This window comes from Aquirufa aurantiipilula (genome assembly GCF_019923745.1).
GTDB classification, from domain to species: Bacteria; Bacteroidota; Bacteroidia; order Cytophagales; family Spirosomataceae; genus Aquirufa; species Aquirufa aurantiipilula.
The window spans coordinates 1-17,088 of record NZ_JAANOG010000019.1 but is presented as its reverse complement, the minus strand read 5'-3'; the positions used below and the strand labels follow the sequence as shown (position 1 = coordinate 17,088).

20 protein-coding genes are annotated in these 17,088 nt (G+C 37.2%); 10 read left to right on the top strand and 10 right to left on the bottom strand.

Going from position 1 to position 17,088, the window contains the following annotated elements:
* Positions 1–10: 10 nt before the first annotated feature.
* Positions 11–139 (top strand): integrase core domain-containing protein, encoded by a 129-nt coding sequence (locus G9H60_RS13640; RefSeq protein WP_394369795.1) that lies wholly within the window; start codon positions 11–13, stop codon positions 137–139.
* A gap of 311 nt (positions 140–450) precedes the next feature.
* On the opposite strand, the gene G9H60_RS13050 is transcribed toward G9H60_RS13640, so the two are convergent.
* Together G9H60_RS13050 and G9H60_RS13045 are read right to left on the bottom strand one after the other, a co-directional pair.
* Positions 451–1,719 carry a dihydrolipoamide acetyltransferase family protein gene (locus tag G9H60_RS13050; RefSeq protein ID WP_223144491.1) on the bottom strand — a complete coding sequence of 423 codons (1,269 nt, stop codon included), beginning with the start codon at positions 1,717–1,719 and terminating at the stop codon, positions 451–453.
* Positions 1,720–1,721: 2 nt separating this feature from the next.
* A complete protein-coding gene (locus tag G9H60_RS13045; RefSeq protein ID WP_223144490.1) occupies positions 1,722–2,975 on the bottom strand; it encodes a competence/damage-inducible protein A in 1,254 nt (417 codons plus the stop codon).
* Between the two features lie 84 nt (positions 2,976–3,059).
* Between G9H60_RS13045 and gldC the strand changes: the two genes are divergently transcribed.
* Positions 3,060–3,410, top strand: a complete 351-nt coding sequence (gene gldC, locus G9H60_RS13040; protein ID WP_223144489.1) for a gliding motility protein GldC — start codon at positions 3,060–3,062, stop codon at positions 3,408–3,410.
* Positions 3,411–3,419: 9 nt separating this feature from the next.
* Entirely contained in the window at positions 3,420–4,469 is a 1,050-nt protein-coding gene (locus G9H60_RS13035; protein WP_223144488.1) for a thioredoxin family protein, read from the top strand.
* Between the two features lie 2 nt (positions 4,470–4,471).
* On the opposite strand, the gene G9H60_RS13030 is transcribed toward G9H60_RS13035, so the two are convergent.
* The 4 genes from G9H60_RS13030 to G9H60_RS13015 form a co-directional block, all read right to left on the bottom strand.
* Positions 4,472–4,660: a DUF6728 family protein gene (locus tag G9H60_RS13030; RefSeq protein WP_223144487.1), complete on the bottom strand. Its 189-nt coding sequence runs from the start codon at positions 4,658–4,660 to the stop codon at positions 4,472–4,474.
* Position 4,661: 1 nt separating this feature from the next.
* Positions 4,662–6,677, bottom strand: a complete 2,016-nt coding sequence (ispG, locus tag G9H60_RS13025) for a (E)-4-hydroxy-3-methylbut-2-enyl-diphosphate synthase (protein ID WP_223144486.1) — start codon at positions 6,675–6,677, stop codon at positions 4,662–4,664.
* 88 nt (positions 6,678–6,765) lie between these two features.
* Positions 6,766–7,971, bottom strand: a complete 1,206-nt coding sequence (locus G9H60_RS13020) for a sugar MFS transporter (RefSeq protein WP_223144485.1) — start codon at positions 7,969–7,971, stop codon at positions 6,766–6,768.
* A gap of 6 nt (positions 7,972–7,977) precedes the next feature.
* Positions 7,978–9,330 carry a Gfo/Idh/MocA family protein gene (locus G9H60_RS13015; RefSeq protein ID WP_223144484.1) on the bottom strand — a complete coding sequence of 451 codons (1,353 nt, stop codon included), beginning with the start codon at positions 9,328–9,330 and terminating at the stop codon, positions 7,978–7,980.
* A gap of 79 nt (positions 9,331–9,409) precedes the next feature.
* Here G9H60_RS13015 and G9H60_RS13010 point away from each other — a divergent pair, with 79 nt between their 5' ends.
* From G9H60_RS13010 to G9H60_RS13000, 3 genes are read left to right on the top strand one after another with little or no spacing between them, the layout of a single operon-like run.
* The gene (locus tag G9H60_RS13010) at positions 9,410–9,832 is read left to right on the top strand and encodes a 6-pyruvoyl trahydropterin synthase family protein (protein ID WP_223144483.1); all 423 of its coding nucleotides are present in this window, start codon (positions 9,410–9,412) and stop codon (positions 9,830–9,832) included.
* Complete coding sequence (gene folE, locus G9H60_RS13005; RefSeq protein WP_223144482.1) at positions 9,792–10,496, top strand: GTP cyclohydrolase I FolE; 705 nt, start codon at positions 9,792–9,794, stop codon at positions 10,494–10,496. Before G9H60_RS13010 ends, folE begins: the two co-directional genes overlap by 41 nt.
* Positions 10,496–11,194 (top strand): SDR family NAD(P)-dependent oxidoreductase, encoded by a 699-nt coding sequence (locus G9H60_RS13000; RefSeq protein WP_223144481.1) that lies wholly within the window; start codon positions 10,496–10,498, stop codon positions 11,192–11,194. Before folE ends, G9H60_RS13000 begins: the two co-directional genes overlap by 1 nt.
* On the opposite strand, the gene G9H60_RS12995 is transcribed toward G9H60_RS13000, so the two are convergent.
* Positions 11,180–12,166 carry a cation diffusion facilitator family transporter gene (locus G9H60_RS12995; protein ID WP_223144480.1) on the bottom strand — a complete coding sequence of 329 codons (987 nt, stop codon included), beginning with the start codon at positions 12,164–12,166 and terminating at the stop codon, positions 11,180–11,182. The two genes, G9H60_RS13000 and G9H60_RS12995, sit on opposite strands and share 15 nt — an antisense overlap.
* Between G9H60_RS12995 and G9H60_RS12990 the strand changes: the two genes are divergently transcribed.
* Positions 12,165–12,767: an NUDIX domain-containing protein gene (locus G9H60_RS12990; protein WP_262900048.1), complete on the top strand. Its 603-nt coding sequence runs from the start codon at positions 12,165–12,167 to the stop codon at positions 12,765–12,767. The genes G9H60_RS12995 and G9H60_RS12990 overlap by 2 nt on opposite strands.
* On the opposite strand, the gene surE is transcribed toward G9H60_RS12990, so the two are convergent.
* A complete protein-coding gene (gene surE / locus G9H60_RS12985) occupies positions 12,757–13,539 on the bottom strand; it encodes a 5'/3'-nucleotidase SurE (RefSeq protein ID WP_223144479.1) in 783 nt (260 codons plus the stop codon). The genes G9H60_RS12990 and surE overlap by 11 nt on opposite strands.
* Positions 13,540–13,589: 50 nt before the next feature.
* On the opposite strand from surE, the gene G9H60_RS12980 reads away from it, so the two are divergent.
* Complete coding sequence (locus tag G9H60_RS12980) at positions 13,590–14,075, top strand: GNAT family N-acetyltransferase (protein WP_223144478.1); 486 nt, start codon at positions 13,590–13,592, stop codon at positions 14,073–14,075.
* Here G9H60_RS12980 and G9H60_RS12975 read toward each other — a convergent pair.
* Positions 14,056–14,934 (bottom strand): nucleoside phosphorylase, encoded by an 879-nt coding sequence (locus G9H60_RS12975; protein WP_223144477.1) that lies wholly within the window; start codon positions 14,932–14,934, stop codon positions 14,056–14,058. The genes G9H60_RS12980 and G9H60_RS12975 overlap by 20 nt on opposite strands.
* 50 nt (positions 14,935–14,984) lie before the next feature.
* On the opposite strand from G9H60_RS12975, the gene G9H60_RS12970 reads away from it, so the two are divergent.
* Together G9H60_RS12970 and G9H60_RS12965 are read left to right on the top strand one after the other, a co-directional pair.
* Positions 14,985–15,446, top strand: coding sequence for a 3-oxoacyl-ACP synthase (locus tag G9H60_RS12970; RefSeq protein WP_223144476.1), 462 nt, complete (start codon positions 14,985–14,987; stop codon positions 15,444–15,446).
* Positions 15,447–15,455: 9 nt separating this feature from the next.
* On the top strand, positions 15,456–16,964 hold the full coding sequence (locus G9H60_RS12965) for a serine hydrolase domain-containing protein (protein WP_223144475.1): 1,509 nt from the start codon (positions 15,456–15,458) through the stop codon (positions 16,962–16,964).
* Positions 16,965–16,989: 25 nt separating this feature from the next.
* Here the strand turns inward: G9H60_RS12965 and G9H60_RS12960 are convergent.
* Positions 16,990–17,088 (bottom strand): IS3 family transposase (locus G9H60_RS12960; protein ID WP_223143705.1); only part of this gene is annotated, 99 nt, incomplete at its 5' end.

The window sequence follows — 17,088 nt, the reverse complement described above, 5'->3', positions numbered from 1 at the left end:
AGCGGAACGTATTAATGGAATTCTAAAAGGTGAATTCTTAATAGTCAAGCCAAAAGATTTTAAACAAGCTAAAATAATGATTAAACAAGCTATAAAACATTACAATAACAAAAGACCTCACTTAGCTGTCTCGTCCTGAAATAAGTTGACAGTTTTTTGGTCGGCTGAGTTGGTCAATACTATTTTGGATTTTCCGATATGTAATATTTGAATCAATTCATGTTATTTTATATCGTACTTTACTTTAATACCAATACTTAGGTATTTCTTTTTTTGAAAAAAAAGAAATACTGTAAAAATGTATTTTAAGTAATGTTTTTAAGGACAGCTTCAAAAAACTAAAATAACATCATTTACTTTGGCCATTTATCAGGCAAGAAAACACTTTGAATCTTTTAAATAAAAAGGCTCAGAATAACAACCTGAGCCTCATGTAAAATAATGATCTGACTACAATTCATGATCGTCGATATTGAATTTCTCTAGATAATCCGAAACTCGTTTCAAGAAACCTCCACCCAAAGAACCATCGATTACACGATGGTCATATGAATGAGAAATGAACATCTTTTGACGAATCGCAATCTGATCTCCTTGAGGTCCAGCAATCACGGCTGGTTTCTTTTCTATCACTCCAAATGCCAAAATACCAACTTGAGGTTGAACAATGATAGGAGTACCCATAAGGTTACCAAATGAACCTATATTGGAGATAGAATAGGTGCCACCTTCTAAATCAGATGGGGTTAATTTATTCAATCTAGCACGATTGGAAAGATCGTTGACCTTTTTAGTCAGCTCTAATAATGATAATTTATCGACTTCATGAATAACAGGGACAATCAAATTACCATTGGGTAAGGCTACCGCCATCCCAATATTGATTTGCTCATGTTGTACTAGGTAATTTCCCTCCACCGAAATATTCATCCCTGGAAAATCCTTCAGAGCTTTAGCCGTAGCCATGATCAACAATGGTGTATAGGTAATTGGCTCCTTGTATTTGGCCAAAAAATTAGCCTTTTCGGTTTCACGCCAAGTAACCATAGCCGTCATATCCGCTTCCAAAAATGAAGTAACGTGAGGAGCTATACGCTTTGAATCCACCATACGCTCAGAAATCATCTTACGCATACGGTCCATTTCAATCACCACGTCACCTGGAAGTCGTAAACCTGGCCCTTGACTCAGCGTCCCTGAGGCAATCATTCGTTTGGAATTACGTACTGCAATGTAATTCAATACATCTTTCTTCGTAACTCGCTGATCTAGACCAGATCCTTTAATGGTGCTCAACTCTCGCTGAGTAACATTCTCTTGTAAACAAATCTGTTTGATTAAAGGAGAAATCCAAGGATTAGATTTTTCTTCATTTTGACCTAAAATTCCTAAACTTACATCTGTCAACAAAGCCAATTCTTCATGCTGCGGGAACATAGTTGACGCAGATGTGGTGGGTGAGTGCTCAGCTGAATTTTCAGTTGAATCTATGACACAAATAGCCTTTCCAATGGTTGCAATTTCACCCACGGGAACAATGATTTTTTGTAAATAACCTGAAACGGGACTTGGCACCTCGGTATCAATCTTATCGGTAGCGACCTCTAAAATAAATTCATCAGCTTCCACATAATCACCCGGTTTCTTCAACCAGTTTAACACGGTAGCTTCCATGATACTTTCACCCATTTTAGGCATAATGACTTCCATGATGGCCATAACTATTGAGTCAATTCGTTTAACAAAAATTTCCTAACTAAATTCAGACAGTTGAGTGCCGTCATGTGAATTATTTGCTTCCTAGTGCCTGCTAATTGCAATTTATGAGTAATGACACCTTCTGAATGAGATAAAGCAATCCAAACCGTTCCAACAGGTTTATCTTCTGTACCTCCATCCGGGCCAGCAATACCTGAAGTGGCTAAGGACAATGTACTATTTAATTTTTTTCTAGCTCCATTTGCCATGGCAATGATACAAGCTTCACTAACCGCTCCTTCTTTCTCCAAAATATCAGTAGAAACACCCAATGCTTCCTCTTTAACTTCATTGGCATAGGAAATGACAGCTCCTTTAAAATAGGCTGAACTTCCCGCTATTTCCGTAAATAAATGCGATAAATAACCACCGGTACAACTTTCCGCTAATGCGATACTAGCATCTTTTTGGATTAATAATTTACCAATAACCTGAGATAATTCATCCTGCTCATAACCAAATACAAAAGGTTTGATGAGGGGTAAGACACGATCTATTTCCTGTTGAATATCGTGATTTAATTGATTAACACTATCTCCAAAGCCTGTCAAACGTAATTTAACAATTCCCAAAGAGGGCAAATATGCCAGTTTAATATGTTGGGGTAAGGATAATTCCCAATCCTGAATCATATCCGACAAATAGGATTCTCCAATACCTACAACTTTAACAATTTTATGAACAATGGTTGGCGTTTTGAAATGTTGGGCTACTCGTGGTAAAACCTGTTCCTCCATCATAGCTTTCATTTCAAATGGTACCCCAGCCATGGAAACCCAAACGGTTTCTTTTTCTTCAAACCACATCCCAGGAGCTGTTCCTTGCTTATTTTGAATGTATTGTGCCTTGGTTGGCAACAAAGCCTGATCACGATTCAAATCGCTTAATTCTCTACCTCTTTTTTCAAAGAAAATACGCACATCTTCCAACGCTTGAGGCTGATAAGCCATATCGCAATCAAAGAATTTTGCCAATACTTTTTTGGTTAAATCATCCTTGGTAGGACCTAAGCCTCCTGTAATGAAAACGATATCAGCCCGATGCTGAGCTTCCTCCAAAATACTTAAAATTTCACTTTCTTGATCGCCTACAGACGACTTCCGGATGGTTTTAATTCCTATTTTATCTAATTCAAGGCTAATCCATTGGGTATTGGTATCCAATATTTGACCATAAAGAATCTCATCTCCAATCGTAATAATTTCTGCTCGAACCATTAAGTTTTCTTACTTTTGTACGAAAATACGATTTATTTGGGATAGAATTTAGTCCCTGAATCGAAAAACAATTCAAATTAAGCAATGAAACAATCAGAGATAAATTTCAAAATTAGTTTAGACGAAAATAACATTCCTGAACAAATTTCTTGGTCAGCTACAGATAATCCCAATGAGGGAATTGAAGAAACTAAAGCCATTTTAGTAGCGACTTGGGATCCATACCATAAAGGCACATTAACCTTACCTCTTTGGACTAAAGACATGGAAGTATTGGATATGAAACGTTTTTTTATTGAGATTTTAGGAACAGTGTCTGAAGCTTCTTTACAAGCAACAGGTGATACTTTTTTCTCTCAAGAAATCGAACAAGTTTGTATGACTTTGTCCAGTCATTTAAAGAAAGAAATCGTTGCCGCTGAAAAAGGCCAATAAGGAAATTATATGAAAGTATCCCATTTTTTAATTGCCTTTGTGCTGCTTGTTTCTGTGCCTAGCATGGCTCAAAAGGGCATTAACTTCATTAAAACAGGAAATTTCAATACGGCTGTCGCAACGGCAAAGCAACAAAATAAACTTTTGTTTATGGAAGTGTATGCGCCTGATTGTCATATTTGTAATGCCTTCAAAGGAACTTTTGCTCAACCTCAAGTAGGAGCTTTGTACAATGCGAAATTTGTCAATTTCCAATTGGACATTCGTAATCCAGAGAATCAAAAGCTTTTGAAAAAGCTTAAAATCACGATCAATGCTACACCTACTTTCATATTCATGGATCCTACTTCATTACAAATCGTAGGAGCTAAGATTTTTGGAGAAAGAGACAATTCTGTAATTAATGTAAATTCAATTGCCCAAAAGGCAGCGAATCCAGCAGAACATGCTCAAAACTATGCCAAAAGGTTGAAAGCAGGAGATAAAAATCCTCAATTCTTATTAAACTATGCTGAATATGCCCGAATTGTAGGTGATACGACATCCAACATTCTGGCTTTCAATGAATTTGCTAAGACCTTAAATCCTAGTCAATATACCTCACAAAGTACATTCAATGCCATTCAAATGGTAATGATGAATAATAACAATGTACTTTTTGATTATTTCATCAACCACATCCCAGCTTATGAAAGAATTTATGAGGCTAGCCCAGTGCGGATGAGTTATGAAAATATCTTTCAAATCGTCTTGACAAGTTCTCAAGCTAATAAATTAAGCTTAGCGGATATACAAAAAATGAAAGCTCAAATGAGTAAGGCAGGTTTGGACCCAAGCTCTATACAAAGAAGAATGTGGATGGTCGAAAGCACATTGTTATTTAAACAAAAGAAAGCTTCTCAAGCCATTCAAGTGATTGAAAAATTATTGGCTGTACTTCCCAATGCCCCAGGACCAAAGGAATACCAATATTTGTGTGATTATGTCACTGGCAAAACCAAAGACAAAAAGGCATTAGCCTATGCCAAGTCACATTGGTGTAAATTTGGAATGAAATAGATTTAGCGAAATACTGCGCGGTAAATCATCACAGCCACACAAAACAAAAACATCACAATTGATATTTTATTAATCATGTGCATCGTACGAATATTAAAGTTCGTCGGTGCGCCTGGTTTTGGCTTTTGAAATACGCGAATAAAGTAAGTGAAAACTTCTCCTATTCTAAATTGTTCTTTTAGTCTGCTCATCTTAGTTATTCGTTTCTTGCGGATCTTTCCAAATTCCGTCTTCTTTGATTAATTGAATTAATTCATCCACAGCTGAATCTGCGGGTACCGACTTTTTAACGACTTCTTGACCACGATATAGGGCAATTTTATCTTTACCAATCCCTACATACCCGTAATCAGCATCAGCCATTTCTCCTGGACCATTGACAATACATCCCATGATTCCGATTTTTACTCCTTTTAAATGATCAGTCACTTGTCGAATTCTGGCTGTAGTTTCTTGTAAATCAAATAAAGTTCTACCGCAAGAAGGGCAGGAGATATATTCTGTTTTTGATATACGTACTCGACAAGCTTGTAAAATACCAAAGTTTGTAGAATTCTCTAAGGAAGATTGAACCTGTAAGCCAGCAAGAGAAAGCATTAATCCATCACCAAATCCATCTATAAACAAAGCTCCCGCGTCAGTTGGTGCAAATAATTGAAATTGATCCGAGGCTATGTCCTGGTAATTTAAGCGTATAACCACTGGAATATCAATTCCTTGTGTTTCTAGTTCAAAAAAAGCTCTGCGCAAAGCAGCCATTCGGTTGGAAAAGCTGGATGACAAGACTAAAACTTCTTTTTGAGCTGATTTAAGGGCATTAATCAATACTTCATTGGTCCAAACTTCTTCTGCATCTGCATGTACAAAATTAAGTTGGTTGTGTTTTTTACTTGAATGTAACCATTCCTCCGCTTCAAATAAGGGAAATTGATGCTCCGATGTACTTGATGCTAACCAAGTTTTGGATGATTGAATCTGCTTCAAACCATTGGGAAGCATAAAGTCTAAATCCAAATCGCCTGTGTATAGATAATCAGCTCCCAAATCATTCATAGCCCACTTATCGGGTTCTGGCAAATAAAAATGACCAATGGCTTTCAAATCTTCCATTCCTATGCCTTTCAAATTGGAAAAATCAGCAAGGACACGAGGTACCTGATGTCCACCGAAATTCAATAATTCAGCACTTTTTCGTCTGCTATGCGCAAATGGATTAATGGGAGAGTCAAAACCTGCAGGTAAATTAAGCAGGCTTGGAATGGGTGCATTGGGGTGATTTCGACCAACATAACGATTGACCAAATCTTTGGCTACAGGAATTTCAAATTCTGGATCTTCAGTTAATGAAACACGTATAGTATCTCCTAGTCCGTCTTCTAATAATGTTCCTATACCCACAGCTGATTTAATCCGACCATCTTCTCCTTCTCCTGCCTCAGTAACACCTAAATGCAATGGATATGCTTTAAATTGACCATCAGCTAACTTTTTACTTAATAAACGATAAGCTTCAACCATGACCTGGGTATTGGAAGCTTTCATAGAAAGTACAATGTTGAAATAATTCTCATCCTCACAAATACGAAGAAACTCCAAAGCAGATTCTACCATACCTAAAGGAGTATCGCCATATCGACTTAAAATACGATCGGATAATGAACCGTGGTTTGTACCAATCCGCATGGCAGTGCCATATTCTTTGCAAATTTTCACCAAGGGCAAAAATTTATCTCGAATACGTTCTAATTCAGCTTGATAAGACGTTTCCGTATATTCTATGGTTTCAAAGCGTTTTTTATCCGCATAATTCCCTGGATTAATTCTCACTTTTTCAACAATCCTAGCGGCTAATTCTGCGGCATTAGGAGTAAAATGTATGTCAGCAACCAAAGGAGTTTTGTAACCCTTAGCGCGTAAACCTTTACGGATATTTTCTAAATTTTGGGCCTCTTTGACAGAGGGGGCTGTAATACGAACCAATTCGCAACCTGCATCAATCATGCGTATCGATTGTTCAATGGAACCATGAGTATCCATAGTATCTACGGTAGTCATGGATTGTATACGAATTGGAAAATCAGAACCTAACATCAAATCTCCTATTGAAACAGGAATCGTTTCTCTCCGCTGGTAGCCAAACAAAGTAGGAGCATAGATGTTCCCATCGCTGACCAAATGAGCTGAAGACGATTGTAGGATGCTTGACATAGGTATAAAATTTAAATCAAATTTACGAAATACAAACAAAAAGCCTCATCTCATGGAAATAAGATGAGGCTCTTTTTGCATGATGCTTTTACCAAGAACTCTTTTTGTGGCCGATTGTTGCGTAAAAAAGAATAAACAAATAACAAGGAACCATAATGACATATGCCAATTGAGTATCTTGAATTCTATCGGCGATATCACCATATAATAAAGGAATTAATGCCCCACCTGAAATCATCATAATAATCAAAGCTGAGCCCAATTTGGTATATTTTCCTAAACCACTGATGGCTAGAGGCCATAATGCTGGCCACATCAAAGCATTGGCTAAACCCAACATAGCTAAGCACATTACTGAATAATAACCGTCTAAAAGTACTGTTCCAAGAGAAAAAACAACGCCTAAAATTGCTGAGTAATTCAAGGCTTTTTGTTGAGATAACACCTTAGGAATGAACAAAATACCTACTACATATCCAGCTAACATTCCATATAAAGTATAGGTTGTAAAGGTCTTAGCAACTTCCATATCAATACCTTGAGATACTCCATAATTGATAATGGTATCACCCGCCATCACTTCAACACCCACATATAAGAAAAAGGCCACTAGCCCTAAGACTAGGTTTGGATAAGCCCATACGCTAGAACGTTGTTCTGCAGCCGCTTCTTCACTTTCCTCAGCTTCTACCTCAGGTAAAGTGGAAAAACGAACCAATAAGGCTAAACCCACTAAAACTCCTGTCATAATTAAATAAGGAGTTACCACGATACTTAAATCCTTTGCATCAGTTGTGGATGAAAGCAATAGTCCTCCAAAAATAAACTGACTTAATATACCAGCCACTTTATTGCAAATTCCCATCACGGAAATACGCTTTGCTGCTGAATCTGGAGAACCTAAAATCGTTACATAAGGATTAGAAGCAGTTTGCAATAGAGCTAAACCAGTACCAATCACGAATAGACCCAAAAGAAACATGGGGTAATTGGACATTTCAGCAGCAGGCACGAATAATACAGTTCCTACAGCCATCACAATTAATCCCACCGACATACCATTTTTGAAACCTGTTTTGGCTAAAACCCATGAAGAAGGAATGGCCATAACAAAGTAAGAAATGAAAAATGCGGAAGTTACTAATAGAGATTCAAAGTTATTTAATGCAAATGCGGCCTTGAAAAAGGCAATTAATACAGAGTTTACCCAGGTCACAAATCCAAATACAAAAAAGAGTATTCCGATAATTAAAAGAGCTCCAGAGGTGTTGGTAGGTTTGTTTGTAGTTGTCATAAAGGTTTAATAGTTATCATGTAAAGCAAAAATAGGTTGATTCGTTTTCCATTTTCCACGGGTGAAATCTGGAATTTTAACAGGAGCAGATCCTTTGGCAATCGATTCTTCTGAAAGTGGTGAAATAGCTGACCAGGCTGCCGCATCATACACGTCAATAGGAGGGGCTACTTTATTTTTTATGGATTCAATAAATGCTCTTAATACAAAATAGTCAATTCCACCATGTCCAGCATTTTCAGCATCTTGTGCATGAGCCTTCCAAAGTGGGTGATCATATTTTTCTTGGTATGGTTTAAATGGTTCCCAGCTATGTGCTTTTGGAGAAACTCCTTCTAAATAAATGGACTTATTATCATCCATCCATAAACCATTAGTTCCTTGAACCCGGAAACCCAAAGAATAAGGTCTAGGAGAGTTCGTATCGTGAGAGATCATAATAGTCTCACCATTGGCGCATTTGATTAGGGTCGTTACTACATCTCCTAGCTTAAACTTAGTTTTGGCATTGGGATGATCTTTACCACCTTTATCAACAATGTATTTATGCAATCCAAGGGATGGGCTAGCCATGGAAGTTATGTATAAAAACTGGTTTCCTCGGTTTATATTGAGCATTTCAGCTACAGGACCAAGGCCATGGGTAGGATAGATATCGCCATTTCGATCGATGGAATGCTGAGTTCTCCATTTAGCCTCAGAAAATCCTTTAGCTCCAAATTCAACCCCTCCGCCATAAGGCTTAACGCCATCATTGAATTTCACTTCACGCAAGTCATGTTGGTAACCACATTGTACATGGGTTAATGAGCCAAACATGCCTTGACGAACCATATTTAAAACAGCTAACACATCACGACGATAGCATACATTCTCCAAAATCATGCAATGAGCACCTGTTTTTTCAAACATATTCACTAAATCCCATGATTCTTTCAAGGTAACGGTAGCTGATACTTCTACCCCCGTATATTTGCCTTCTTTCATGGAAGCTAAGGCCATTGGCACATGCCATTCCCAAGGAGTTGCAATAACTACGCCATCAATGTCGTTTCGTTTGACTAAATTTTCAAAATCATGATCACCCTTTTGATAAACAACCGCTTCTTTGCGGCCCTTATCACGGATCATTTTTTGAGAAATCTGAATAGCTTGAGGATCAACATCACAAATTGCTACAATTTCTACATCGGGACGATACATCGCCATTTCTAGATGATTTCTTCCACGAAGTCCCACACCAATGAAACCTAAACGCACTTTTGTTTGTTCTTGAGGTATGCCTTTTAAAATAGTGGGAAATAGAGCAGCAGATGAAGTATATAGCAGCGATTTTGAAATAAAGTTTCGCCTTTTCATAAATAGTTAAACTGGTTTTAGGTAATGAAATTGAAATTTAATCAAATTATGGCTGTAAATTTATATCCAATTTAAAAAAATGATAGAGCTTCCTAGAGTAAGTGTATTTAGAAAAGAGCATTTTAATGCTGCTCACCGATTATTCAACCCAAATTGGTCGGATGAAAAAAACCAGGAAGTGTTTGGATTATGCAATAATCCCAATTATCATGGGCACAATTATGAATTAATTGTGCAAATTACTGGAACAATTAATCCAGAAACGGGTTATGTGATAGATATGAAAGAGGTTTCCCAACTGATTCAAAAGGAAATAATTCAGAAATTCGATCATAAGAATCTAAATTTAGATGTTCCTGAATTTGCCCATTTGAATCCCACGGCTGAAAACATTGCCTTGATCATTTATCAAAAATTAAGAACTACACTTGCCACCAACCTTGACTTAAAAATTAGATTATATGAAACAGAAAGAAATTTTGTTGAATTCCCTGCTCATTGATACGGAAAATTTCCATTTTACGGATGATGAGATTGGAGACAATCACATAGCGACTTCGATTGAAACGCCTATGCGGTCAGATGCATTTGATCTTTCTGATCCAGAAAAAATCAAAAAAATTGAGGGGCATTTTAGAGAAATCATGTTGACCCTAGGTTTAGATTTGACTGACGATTCATTAAAAGGTACACCTAAGCGTGTAGCTAAAATGTACGTAGAAGAAATTTTCAGTGGTTTAAACCCTAAAAATGAGCCTCAAATAGCCTTATTTGAGAATAAGTTTGGCTACAATGAAATGCTTATTGAGAAAAACATTAGTTTTTACTCAAATTGTGAGCACCATTTCGTACCTATCGTTGGTAAAACACATATTGCTTACATCTCATCTGGTAAGGTTATTGGATTATCAAAATTGAACCGTATTGTTCAATATTATGCCAAAAGACCTCAAGTTCAGGAGCGATTAACCATGCAGATTGCAAAGCATTTGCAAAAAGTATTAGAAACTGAACATGTGGCAATTTATATCGATGCCAAACACCTTTGTGTTTCTTCTAGAGGAGTAAAAGACGATGCTACGTCGACCATTACTTCTTTTTATGGAGGTAAATTTCAAGAAGAATCTACCAAAAAAGAATTTTTAGGAGGTATTCAATCTATCTAATGGGAGTATTTGTGGTTGTTGGAGCTAGCCAAGGGATTGGTCACTCTATAGCTGAGCAATTAATTGCCGCTGGACATCGTGTACTTAATTTTTCTAGAAATGCTTCAGATTTAGCAGGAATTGAAAATTACACTTGGGATGCCCTTCAAGATGATGATCAACTTTTTTCGTCCATTCAAGGAGCTGTTGATGGTATTGCTTATTGTCCAGGTAGCATCGTGTTAAAACCATTTCACCGATTAACTACAACAGATTTTGAACAAGATTTTAAAATTAATGTATTAGGGGCCGTTCGAGTGATTCAAGGTTTATTAGCTTCACTCAAACAATCCAATAGTGGATCCATCGTGCTTTTTAGTACAGTAGCTGTTCAAACAGGAATGGGTTTTCATGCTTCCATTGCTAGTTCCAAAGGGGCAATTGAAGGTCTAACTCGCTCTTTAGCAGCTGAATTAAGCAGTTTTAAAATTCGAGTGAATGCCATTGCACCTTCATTAACCCAAACACCTTTAGCTCAGAATCTCTTAAGTACTCCTGAAAAAGTGGAAGCTGGTGGAAAACGTCATCCACTGGGTCGGGTAGGACAGGCTGAGGACGTAGCTAATTTGGCAGTATTCTTATTAAAACCTGAAAATTCTTGGATTACAGGACAAATAATAGGAGTAGACGGGGGAATGGGAAGCCTAAGGACGGTTTAATTGTTCCAAAAAGTGCTTTTGATTTAAGGCCAAATTCACATTATTCCATTCAATTTTTTCCTGAAATGCATGTGCTCGGATCGGGCAGTCAGATACTTGACAATGGGCACAACATTCGTCCAAGCAAGGATCAGCGTGTACAAATATCTCAATGTGAGTAGGAAGAACTTGAGATAGAGTTCCTTCAAAGTCATGAATTTCCTCATGCACATGGTTCAAATCCCAATATCGAGGTAAGGTTAAATGGCAGTCGATATGTAAATCACCACCATATTGCTGAACCCTTAAATTATGTAAATCAATCCACTGGTCCCTTTGATTTTGGGTAATCCAATCGATGACCATTCGAAATACTTTTGGATTGGTTTCATCCATTAAAGCCGCGACAGAAGTACGAATCAAGCGAATACCTTGCCAAAACATAAAAAACGCAAATAGGAGAGATGCAGCGGAGTCAACCCATAACCAATGAGTAAAATAGGTGATAGCTAAAGCTAATACGACCAATAAACTATTGTAGGCATCCAAACGCAAGTGTTTTCCATCCGCCACCATAGTTGGAGAATGCTCTTTTTTACCCATCTGAATCAAGAAGTATCCCATGATACCATTCAGTGCTGAAGATCCCAAAGAAATGGCCATACCCATGTCCAAACTTTTGATTTCTTGATTTGTCCATAAATGCTGAGAAGCATGCAAAAAGATGTAGGCTGCGGCTAAAAGAATCAATACTCCTTCTAAACCAGAGGCAAAAAACTCTATTTTTCCATGCCCATAAGGGTGATTCAAATCTTTGGGTAGCGATGCTAAATAAACAGAATAAAAGGCAAAAGCTCCTGCCACTACATTAATGATGGATTCTAAAGCATCTGTTAATAAGGTAGTAGAACCACTTAAATAATAGGCATAAAATTTTCCTATTAAAATCAGGACACTGACCGAGAAAGTAATAAGCAGCAGACGCTGTTTCATGGGAAAAATTTATGCACAAAGATACATCAATTCCTTTTATTTTTACGGGATGGAACTACAAGATAAGCCTTGGAAAACTCTTTCCAAAAATACCGTATATGAAAATCCTTGGATCCGAATTGAGCATCATGAGGTCCTCAATCCAAATCAGAAAGAAGGTATTTATGGATTGGTTCACTTTAAAAATACAGCGGTTTCTATCTTTCCTTTGGATGAAGATGGAAATACCTATTTAGTGGGTCAACATCGATATACTCTGGATGCCTATTCCTGGGAATTACCTGAAGGAGGATGTTTGATAAATGAGAAGGAAAATCCATTGGAGGCTGCTCAAAGAGAATTAGAAGAAGAAACAGGATTACACGCTAAAGAGTGGATTGACCTTGGAACTTGCTATTTGTCCAATTCTGTAACCGATGAAAAAGCCCATATGTTTTTAGCGAAAAACCTACAACAAGGAATCGCTAGTCCAGAAGAAACAGAGTCTTTAGTTGTCAGAAAGCTACCTATACACGAAGTATTTAGAATGGCTGAACAAGGAGAAATTCAAGACGCTTTAAGCTTATTGACCATTTTAAAAGTCAAAGCCCTTATATCGTAAAATCCCAATGTTTCATTTCTTCTAAAGCCTGGTAATCTGTTAAATCGTATTTAACAGGAACTACCGTGGCATAATTCTCCGCTAACCAGTCTAAATCAGTTCCATTATTTAGATCCTCGTTATGCAAAAAGCCATCCATCCAAAAATAGGGTTGACCGTAAGGATCTTTTCTTTCTTCAAAAAACTCACGATAAACCGCTTTGGCTTGTCGGGCTACTCGAATTCCTTGAATAGGTGCTTCTGATTTGGCCGGAAAATTCACGTTTAGAGTTAAACCTTCATGCAAACCATGCTCTAAAACTTGTTGAGCTATTTTGATAATTAAATCATGACAATGACTAAAGTCGGCATCATTGGCATAATCACATAAAGAAAAGCCAACTGCAGGAATTCCTTCCATGGCCGCTTCTATGGCAGCAGACATAGTGCCTGAGTATAATACGGAAATAGAAGCATTGGAACCGTGATTGATACCGGAAACCATCAAATCAATCTTGCGCCCTTTTAAAATATAGTGTTTTCCAAACTTGACACAGTCGGCAGGGGTGCCTGAACATTTATAAGAAAGAATATTGGGTCCAAAAGTTTCTGTTTTAGTCACACGAATAGGAGTACCCATGGTAATGGCATGTCCCATCCCAGATTGATGGCTGTCAGGCGCAACTACGACAACTTCTCCAATTTCTGACATAATCTCAGTTAATACCCTAATTCCTTTAGAATGAATGGAATCGTCATTAGCAATTAGAATAAGCGGTTTCTCTTGACTCATATTTTCTTAATTTTAACGAATTTACAAATTTGCGCTCTTAATTTTGCACGATGAAAATCCGAAAAGCTGAAATAATTGATATTCCTACCATTCAAGAAATTGCTGAGCAAGCTTGGAGGCCAACCTATGGATCTATACTAAGTGAAGAACAATGTGTGTTTATGTTGGACATGATGTATAGAACGGACGTTTTGAAGAAGCAATTCGAAGGAAACGTTCATTTTTTCATGTTAGAATCAGAGGAAGGAGCTATTGGATTTGCAGCTTATGAAGCAATGAATGAAAGGGAAGGCAAGCTGCACAAAATCTATTTGAGGCCTTTACAAAAAAGTAAAGGAGCTGGTACATTCTTATTGGAATTTGTGGCCCAGTTTGCTCATGAAAATGGTCAAAAAGTAATGTATTTAAATGTCAACCGACATAATTCTGCCGTTCAGTTCTATTTGAAAAGAGGATTTCAAATCGACCAAGAACTAGATTTACATGTAGGAGAGGGTTATTACATGAACGATTACATCATGAAAAGAGTTCTATAGCCCTTTCTATTAATTGACTAATTTGTTTCTCTGGATTAGTCGAAAACTGATGTGTTATTCGATTGGCTAAAATAGCATTTAGAGATATCATTTCATGCCCCAAAACCCCAGAGAAGGCGTAATAAGCTGCTGTTTCCATTTCAATATTAGTGATTTTTGAATTTCCGACAAGAGCGGCAGAACAGTCTTTTAAAAAATCAGGTAAAATCGAATTCATTCTTACAGTCCGACCTTGTGGTGCATAAAATCCAGGCGCAGTTAAGGTTGTCCCATAAAAAGCTTCTTGAAAATAGGGGTCTTGTGAGAATCGTTGAATTAATTGACTAGAAGCTTTGGCTCCATAAATGGGCAATGGATAAGCAATTTGCTGACAAAATTGATCTAAATCACTCTGCGTAAGACTTTTATCCGAAGAGAAATCATAGAATTGAGCTAAATTATCAAAACCAATGGCAGCCTCAGATATCAACACCGTATCGATAGGGATATCTTCTTGAATGGATCCCGAAGTACCTATTCGGATGAGATGTAAGGATCTTTTGTGACTTTTTTCCTTTCGAGTGTCAAAATCAATATTGGCTAAAGCATCTAGTTCATTCATGACAATTTCTACATTGTCTGCACCAATACCACTAGAAAGTACTCCAATAGGTTTTCCTGCTAGTTCTCCAAAATGGCTTACAAACTCTCTTTTGTGGATTTTGCTATGAATACGGTCAAAATGACAGGAAACTTTTTCTACTCGTTCCGGATCCCCCACCATAAAAATAGTATCACATAATTGCTCAGGACGAATGTTCAAATGATAAGAACTTCCATCTGGATTTATAATCAAGTCGGTAGGTGAGAAATAGGTCATGAACAAATTTATTGATAATTTCCCAAAAGAATCATTTGAACTTGTCGGACATGAGCGATTGGCCCCATATTAAATCTCAACTTTATCAAGAAATAGTCTTGCGATTGGAACAAAACATCCAAGAGGCTCAGCTTGCTTATGCTCAAGCAAAAGAATCAAGAGATTCTGATACCAAGAGTTCAGCTGGAGACAAATATGAAACAGGTAGAGAAATGATGCAAAGAGAGATGGATAAATGTTCTGCTTTAATCGATCAAAATAGACATTCCATGCAAATCATTCAGCATGTACCTATTCATAGGACCTATGAGCATGTGGACAAAGGTGCGCTCATCGTCACGGATAAAGGAACGTATTATATGTTAGTTGGTTTAGGAAAAATTAGTTTGGAACAAAAAGACTACTTTGCGATTTCTCCTGAATCACCTATTGGAAGCCTATTTTTAGGGAAAAAGGAGGGCGAGTTCATATTTTTGAGAGAGCAGAAAATCAATATACAAGGCATTTATTAATCAAAAAACATGAATAAAATACTACTTATCCTATTGATTGTCATTGGTTTACATTCATCATTTGGGCAAAGTCCAGAAGAAAAAATCAAGACATTTATTCCGCAGATGGATCAGCTATTTAAACGCTATGTGGAAAAGGAAAAACTACCTAGTGCGGTTTACGGATTGGTCTATCAAGGAAAATTGATACATACCCAATCCATTGGTTTGGCCAATTTACAACAACAAATTCCTGCAAGTTCCCAAATCGATTACCGAATAGCTTCCATGACCAAAAGTTTCACTACGATGGCCATCTTGAAGTTAAGAGATGAAGGAAAATTGCAATTGGATGAACCCGCTCACCACTATATTCCTGAATTAAAAAATCAAAAATATGTAACAAAAGATGCTCCTGAAATTACAATAAGGCATTTAATGACCCATGCAGCTGGTTTTCCAGAAGATAATCCCTGGGGAGATCGACAACTGGGTATTTCAGAAAAGGCCTTTTCTGAGATGCTTAACAAGGGCATATCATTTTCCAATAATCCCGGGCTTAGCTTTGAATACAGCAATATGGGATTTGCGCTTTTGGGAAGTATTATTAAAAAAGTGACTGGTCAATCGTATCAAATTTACATTACAGAGAAAATTTTAAAGCCTTTAGGCATGACACATACCTATTGGGAATATATGGATGTACCCAAAAACCAATTGGCTCTAGGTTATCGATGGATGAATCAAACCTGGGTAGAGCAACCCTTGGAACATGATGGTGCTTATGGAGCTATGGGAGGCTTGATTACCACCATAGAAGATTTCAGCCATTATGTTGCTTTTCATTTGTCTGCATGGCCAGAAAGAAATGATCCGGAATCTGGTCCAATTAAACGTTCTTCTGTCAGAGAAATGCAATTCCCCTGGAATTTTATCAGTGTCAATGCCAAACAAAAATATCCCAACGGTCAGGTGGGTCAAAGCTTTAGTGCTTATGCCTATGGTTTGAGTTTTACCAAAGATTATGCCAATAGAACTTCGGTTTCTCATTCTGGAGGATTACCTGGATTTGGGAGTAATTGGCGAATATTTCCAGATTATCAAGTAGGCATTATATCCTTTAGCAATTTGACTTATGCTAATATGGGAAGTATCAATATGCAAGTCATTGATTCATTGCTTAATTCATCTGGCTTGCCCAAGTACACCTTACCTATATCCGCTATTTTGAAACAAAGACAAAGTGAGTTGATGAAGATATTGCCTCATTGGAACCAAGCAGAGAATAGTGGCATTTTTGCCATCAATTTTTTCTCTGATTATTTTACTCCTATATTGAAGAGCGAGGCAGAAGCCTTATTCTCGAAAGTTGGCTCTATCAATAAGGTACATGACATGATTCCTGAAAATCAATTAAGGGGCAAATTCAGAATAGAAGGAGATAAGGGGGATTTAGAAGTGAGCTTTACCTTGAGCCCTGAAAATCCAGCACTGATTCAAGAATTCCATTTAAATGAATTAAAAAAGGCTCATGAATGAACTGCACCCAATTGTTTGGACAAAATTAAACAATTGATTTTAGATAATGAGCTCGGTATTGTACCGGGCTCATTGCATTTAAGTTCATTTTTATTCTTTCATGGTTATAATAGTTAATGTACTG

Excerpts from the sequence above, each read along its gene's own strand:
- G9H60_RS13050 (WP_223144491.1), bottom strand. The coding sequence starts at position 1,719 with ATGGCCATCATGGAAGTCATTATGCCTAAAATGGGTGAAAGTATCATG.
- G9H60_RS13045 (WP_223144490.1), bottom strand. The coding sequence starts at position 2,975 with ATGGTTCGAGCAGAAATTATTACGATTGGAGATGAGATTCTTTATGGT.
- gldC (WP_223144489.1), top strand. The coding sequence starts at position 3,060 with ATGAAACAATCAGAGATAAATTTCAAAATTAGTTTAGACGAAAATAAC.
- G9H60_RS13035 (WP_223144488.1), top strand. The coding sequence starts at position 3,420 with ATGAAAGTATCCCATTTTTTAATTGCCTTTGTGCTGCTTGTTTCTGTG.
- G9H60_RS13030 (WP_223144487.1), bottom strand. The coding sequence starts at position 4,660 with ATGAGCAGACTAAAAGAACAATTTAGAATAGGAGAAGTTTTCACTTAC.
- ispG (WP_223144486.1), bottom strand. The coding sequence starts at position 6,677 with ATGTCAAGCATCCTACAATCGTCTTCAGCTCATTTGGTCAGCGATGGG.
- G9H60_RS13020 (WP_223144485.1), bottom strand. The coding sequence starts at position 7,971 with ATGACAACTACAAACAAACCTACCAACACCTCTGGAGCTCTTTTAATT.
- G9H60_RS13015 (WP_223144484.1), bottom strand. The coding sequence starts at position 9,330 with ATGAAAAGGCGAAACTTTATTTCAAAATCGCTGCTATATACTTCATCT.
- G9H60_RS13010 (WP_223144483.1), top strand. The coding sequence starts at position 9,410 with ATGATAGAGCTTCCTAGAGTAAGTGTATTTAGAAAAGAGCATTTTAAT.
- folE (WP_223144482.1), top strand. The coding sequence starts at position 9,792 with ATGAAACAGAAAGAAATTTTGTTGAATTCCCTGCTCATTGATACGGAA.
- G9H60_RS13000 (WP_223144481.1), top strand. The coding sequence starts at position 10,496 with ATGGGAGTATTTGTGGTTGTTGGAGCTAGCCAAGGGATTGGTCACTCT.
- G9H60_RS12990 (WP_262900048.1), top strand. The coding sequence starts at position 12,165 with ATGGGAAAAATTTATGCACAAAGATACATCAATTCCTTTTATTTTTAC.
- G9H60_RS12995 (WP_223144480.1), bottom strand. The coding sequence starts at position 12,166 with ATGAAACAGCGTCTGCTGCTTATTACTTTCTCGGTCAGTGTCCTGATT.
- surE (WP_223144479.1), bottom strand. The coding sequence starts at position 13,539 with ATGAGTCAAGAGAAACCGCTTATTCTAATTGCTAATGACGATTCCATT.
- G9H60_RS12980 (WP_223144478.1), top strand. The coding sequence starts at position 13,590 with ATGAAAATCCGAAAAGCTGAAATAATTGATATTCCTACCATTCAAGAA.
- G9H60_RS12975 (WP_223144477.1), bottom strand. The coding sequence starts at position 14,934 with ATGACCTATTTCTCACCTACCGACTTGATTATAAATCCAGATGGAAGT.
- G9H60_RS12970 (WP_223144476.1), top strand. The coding sequence starts at position 14,985 with ATGAGCGATTGGCCCCATATTAAATCTCAACTTTATCAAGAAATAGTC.
- G9H60_RS12965 (WP_223144475.1), top strand. The coding sequence starts at position 15,456 with ATGAATAAAATACTACTTATCCTATTGATTGTCATTGGTTTACATTCA.